Source organism: Moorena sp. SIO3H5 (assembly GCF_010692395.1).
In the GTDB taxonomy this organism is placed as follows: domain Bacteria; phylum Cyanobacteriota; class Cyanobacteriia; order Cyanobacteriales; family Coleofasciculaceae; genus Moorena.
This window is the reverse complement of sequence record NZ_JAAHHS010000412.1, coordinates 2,317-6,548: the sequence shown is the minus strand read 5'-3', so window position 1 is coordinate 6,548 and position 4,232 is coordinate 2,317. Positions and strand designations below refer to the sequence as shown.

The window sequence follows — 4,232 nt, the reverse complement described above, 5'->3', positions numbered from 1 at the left end:
ACACAGAGTTCAGAATTTCTGTTTAAGCCACTGGTGGATTCCCTACTGTACGGCGATGAGTACCTGCTGTTGGCAGACTACCAGTCCTATGTCAATACCCAGAAGAAAGTAAGCCAAGCCTATCGGGATCAGGATCACTGGACTCGCATTTCCATTATCAATGCAGCGAATATGGGCAAATTCTCTTCAGACCGCACGATTCGGGAGTATAGTCACGAAATTTGGAATGTTGAGCCGATTTCCGTTGACCTAGACGAGTACGACCAAGACTCTGCTGGGTTGAAGCGACTCAGTGAACTACCTTAATTAGGGAGGTGTGGGGAGATGGGGAGATAGGGAGATGGGGAGATAGCGAGATAAGGAGATGGGAAACATTTTTATAGGGTACGAGGTACATTAGATTTTCTTACCCCTACTCCCTGTTCCCGATTCCCGATTCCCGATTCCCGATTCCCGATTCCCTACTTCCTGCTCCCAGGGTTACAGTACTTTGTTGATAGTAGTTTCTTGATAATATTTGGTGATATCCACTTTCAAGGTGGGTATTATCTGAGTAGAAACTTATAGCAGTTTGCCACATCAGCATTTGAAGAAGGTGGGTTACGGCTAGCTCCCCATCTCCCCCCGATTCCCGATTCCCGATTCCCGATTCCCGATTCCCGATTCCCGATTCCCGATTCCCCCCAGAAATAAAATGAAATTACCCAATTTTTTAATTATAGGTGTGCAGAAGGCAGGAACAACATCGATTTATAACTACTTAACGCAACACCCTCAAGTTTATATGAGTCCGGTTAAGGAAACCAATTTTTTGGAGAAAGATTGGGAAACCTTACCGCCAGAGCTAATAACTCCTAACAAAAATAGAATTGATACCTTTGAAAAATATTGTCAACTTTTCCAAGACGTTAAGGATGAAATAGCGATTGGGGAAGCATCCCCTAACTATTTATTTCATTATCAATCATCGTCTGAGCTAATATCCCGTTATTTGCCCGATGTTAAACTGATTGCTATTCTCCGAAATCCCGTAGACCGAGCTTATTCGGATTATTTAATGCACGTTCGGGAAGCGACGGATGTAGCAGGTAAGGTTCAACCGTTATCGGAACAGCTTAAGTTTCGCTCTAAGGGGTCGTTTACCCTAAAAAAAGGACTGTATACTCCTCAATTGACGCATTTTTTTGAAACCTTTAATCCAGAGAAAATAAAAGTTTATCTGTACGATGATTTATGTAAAAATCCCGTCGCTTTGATCCAGGATATGTATCGATTCATTGGAGTAGATGAAACGTTTATCCCGGATGTATCCAAAAAAGCTCAAGTGGCTCAAGTTCCTAAAGTAAAATTGGTTAATGATCTGTTGCGGAAACAAAATCCCTTCAGAACTATGGTGGCTTCTGGACTAAAGTACATTCTACCAGTGGAGGTGAGGCAAACTGTTCGTTCAGCGCTAATCAACATGAACTCAACTGATAAGAAAAAAGCTGGTCTTTCTAAAGAGGAACGGCAACAGTTGCTGGAATTTTATCGTGATGATATCCTCAAACTCCAAGATTTGATTCAACGAGACCTTTCGGTTTGGTTGACTGTTTGAGTGTCAGTAGTCAGCTTAAGCGCTACGCGCACGCTACGCGAACAGCTATCAGCTATCAGCTATCAGCTTTTGAATAAAACAAGTCAGAATTCGTTTAATCTGAGTTATGTCAGAGCGGTAAAACCTATGCCACAAAACTGACAGCACCTCAAGTAGCGTGAGCTAAAAGCTGACGGCTGACGGCTGACGGCTGACGGCACATCAAGTAGCGTGCGCGTAGCGCATATGCTTACGAGTGGGCGATGCTGGGTTCGAACCAGCGGCTTCTGACCTGTGAAGGAAGCGCGCTACCACTTTGCTAATCGCCCATAGCTTTCTAGTATACCATAAACTACAGTGACTTGATCTGTTAGACCTCAGCTCACCTTAAAGTCAGAAATCGTCTCAATCCATACCCGTGCTCCACAGTGTAGGGGTTCATCTGGGCGATACATGACCCGACAGGGGCCATTGACTTCGATCGTATGACCGTAAATGTTTTTAGACCCGCGTTTTACGGTAATCACGGGGTTGCGTTCCCCGGTGTTGTGATTTTGGCGAATCACTTTTTGATTAACGTGGATGACAGCTTTAGTGTAATTTGTGCGCTTTGACCAATTACGCTTTGGTCCGCGAGTACCAGGAGTGACCACTGGCATGCCATCAAATAAGGGAATTACCCAAGTTCTACCGACCTTATAAGCTCCTTTGACTCTGCCCTTGCTCAACAGGAAACGGACGCGAGTGGCAGAGATACCAAGTAATTCAGCGGCTTGTGCGGTAGAAATCATCATGGCGGTAAAACCATTGCTTTAACGATATTGTTATATTAACACAATTATTAGACTTTGTGGCAGTTGTCGGGAACAGGGAACAGGGAACAGGGAACAGGGAACAGGGAACAGTGGACAAGAATTGACGTAAAGCGATGCAGCGCGGTCTTGGGGGTTTCCCCCATGAGCGACTGCATCAAGAACATGATCAGAAAAATACTTTTGCAAGAGGTCTAAAAGATGCAAGGGGTGGGAAGTGTGGGAGGTGTGGGGAGTGGGGTTAAAAAAAACTATTGCATTAGCGCCAGGGGTTAAGAGGGTGGCAAAGGTAGTAAAGGTGGTAAAGGTGGGAGGTGTGGGGAGTGGGGTTAAAAAAAAACTATTGCATTGTCGCAAGTTAGTCTTGAGTCTTGATTAGTGCTGTTGAGTTTTCTAGTAATAAGGTACATCTAACTTTTCTTCCCTACTCCCTACTCCCTACTCCCTGTTCCCTGTTCCCTGTTCCCTGTTCCCTCAACAAAAAAAATTCGGTCAAGTTCTGGTTAATTCCAATCCTTGACCGAATTATTTTTTGTAATAGTCAAGATCCCTAGGGTTCTTGACTATGTGTTCACCAATTTATCGGGAAATTATCCCAATCAACAACATACCAACTTAGGTTTTAGACGTCGTACTTTCTCCTGAATTTTGACCAGTGGCCAGGGATGCCAATCCCTGGCAAGTTGCTATCTTAATCTGCCAACAGATGTCGAATCAATATACTGATCACCTCACCAGAATTTCCGACAGGTTGAGGAGTGCTCCACTCATGAACTTGGGCGTAGCCACGGCTATAAAGATTATAGATTGTGACCCGCACAGTTTTGGGAGAACCGATCAATACATGTTTGATTTGCTCCCGTCCTGGCTGAGGTTGGCTAAATAATTCAGGGAGATTAGGATTGTTGGGATTATACTCAAAATTTGGAAGAAAGTTTTCGATGTCCATAATGTTTTTTGCTGTTGTATTAGTGACATTTTTATGGTAATAAATAATTATTTATTTTGTCAAGTATTTTTTGATTTTTTTTTGCGGCAGGGGGTATAGAAAAAAAAATTTGCTTTATTTTTGATTTTTTTTAATAGCAATTTTATTTCCCATAAGGTACAAATGGATCCCCCATTATCCCCCTTAATAAGGGGGACTTTGAGGTTGAAAAGTGTACTTGATAAATCCTATAAACCCTATAGCAAAGAGCGTTCGCATAAGCGCGGAAGCTGAGGCCTTTGGCCACGCTTTGCGAATGCTTCCGGAGCGTAGCGTGACCTAAGGACAATCCAGTAGCGGCTATTTCAGAGCATCGCATTTATAGCAATTTTATTTCCCATAAGGTACAAATGGATCCCCCATTATCCCCCTTAATAAGGGGGACTTTGAGGTTTAAAAGTGTACCTGATAAATCCTATAAATGCTATAGCAAAGAGCGTTCGCATAAGCGCGGAAGCTGAGGCCTTAGGCCACGCTTTGCGAATGCTTCCGGAGCGTAGCGTGACCTAAGGACAATCCAGTAGCGGCTATTTCAGAGCATCGCATTTATAGCAATTTTATTTCCCATAAGGTACAAATGGATCCCCCATTATCCCCCTTATCAAGGGGGACTTTGAGGTTGATAGCTGTACCTGATAAATCCTATAAATGCTATAGCAAAGAGCGTTCGCATAAGCGCGGAAGCTGAGGCCTTAGGCCACGCTTTGCGAATGCTTCTGGAGCGTAGCGTGACCTAAGGACAATCCAGTAGCGGCTATTTCAGAGCATCGCATTTATAGCAATTTTATTTCCCATAAGGTACAAATGGATCCCCCATTATCCCCCTTATCAAGGGGGACTTTGAGGTTGATAGCTG

Annotated in this window: 7 protein-coding genes; 3 read left to right on the top strand and 4 right to left on the bottom strand. The window is 43.7% G+C overall.

Annotation, left to right across the window (positions count from 1 at the left end):
• A partial coding sequence (locus tag F6K52_RS29825) for a glycogen/starch/alpha-glucan phosphorylase (RefSeq protein WP_293087332.1) occupies nt 1-306 on the top strand: 306 nt, incomplete at its 5' end.
• Between the two features lie 106 nt (nt 307-412).
• On the opposite strand, the gene F6K52_RS29820 is transcribed toward F6K52_RS29825, so the two are convergent.
• A complete protein-coding gene (locus F6K52_RS29820; RefSeq protein ID WP_293087328.1) occupies nt 413-586 on the bottom strand; it encodes a hypothetical protein in 174 nt (57 codons plus the stop codon).
• Between the two features lie 108 nt (nt 587-694).
• Between F6K52_RS29820 and F6K52_RS29815 the strand changes: the two genes are divergently transcribed.
• Nucleotides 695-1,597, top strand: a complete 903-nt coding sequence (locus tag F6K52_RS29815; protein WP_293087324.1) for a sulfotransferase — start codon at nt 695-697, stop codon at nt 1,595-1,597.
• A gap of 356 nt (nt 1,598-1,953) precedes the next feature.
• Here the strand turns inward: F6K52_RS29815 and F6K52_RS29810 are convergent, their stop codons facing one another.
• On the bottom strand, nt 1,954-2,370 hold the full coding sequence (locus tag F6K52_RS29810) for a helix-turn-helix domain-containing protein (protein ID WP_293087321.1): 417 nt from the start codon (nt 2,368-2,370) through the stop codon (nt 1,954-1,956).
• 30 nt (nt 2,371-2,400) lie between these two features.
• Nucleotides 2,401-2,745, bottom strand: coding sequence for a hypothetical protein (locus F6K52_RS29805; protein ID WP_293087318.1), 345 nt, complete (start codon nt 2,743-2,745; stop codon nt 2,401-2,403).
• A 14-nt stretch (nt 2,746-2,759) separates the two neighbouring features.
• Between F6K52_RS29805 and F6K52_RS29800 the strand changes: the two genes are divergently transcribed.
• Nucleotides 2,760-2,942, top strand: coding sequence for a hypothetical protein (locus tag F6K52_RS29800; RefSeq protein ID WP_293087315.1), 183 nt, complete (start codon nt 2,760-2,762; stop codon nt 2,940-2,942).
• Nucleotides 2,943-3,079: 137 nt separating this feature from the next.
• Here F6K52_RS29800 and F6K52_RS29795 read toward each other — a convergent pair whose 3' ends face one another.
• Nucleotides 3,080-3,337, bottom strand: a complete 258-nt coding sequence (locus F6K52_RS29795; RefSeq protein ID WP_293087312.1) for a hypothetical protein — start codon at nt 3,335-3,337, stop codon at nt 3,080-3,082.
• Nucleotides 3,338-4,232: the final 895 nt, after the last annotated feature.

What these genes read in the sequence shown, in the direction of transcription:
- F6K52_RS29810 (WP_293087321.1), bottom strand. Translation starts at nt 2,370, where the DNA reads ATGATGATTTCTACCGCACAAGCCGCTGAATTACTTGGTATCTCTGCC.
- F6K52_RS29815 (WP_293087324.1), top strand. Translation starts at nt 695, where the DNA reads ATGAAATTACCCAATTTTTTAATTATAGGTGTGCAGAAGGCAGGAACA.
- F6K52_RS29820 (WP_293087328.1), bottom strand. Translation starts at nt 586, where the DNA reads ATGCTGATGTGGCAAACTGCTATAAGTTTCTACTCAGATAATACCCAC.
- F6K52_RS29795 (WP_293087312.1), bottom strand. Translation starts at nt 3,337, where the DNA reads ATGGACATCGAAAACTTTCTTCCAAATTTTGAGTATAATCCCAACAAT.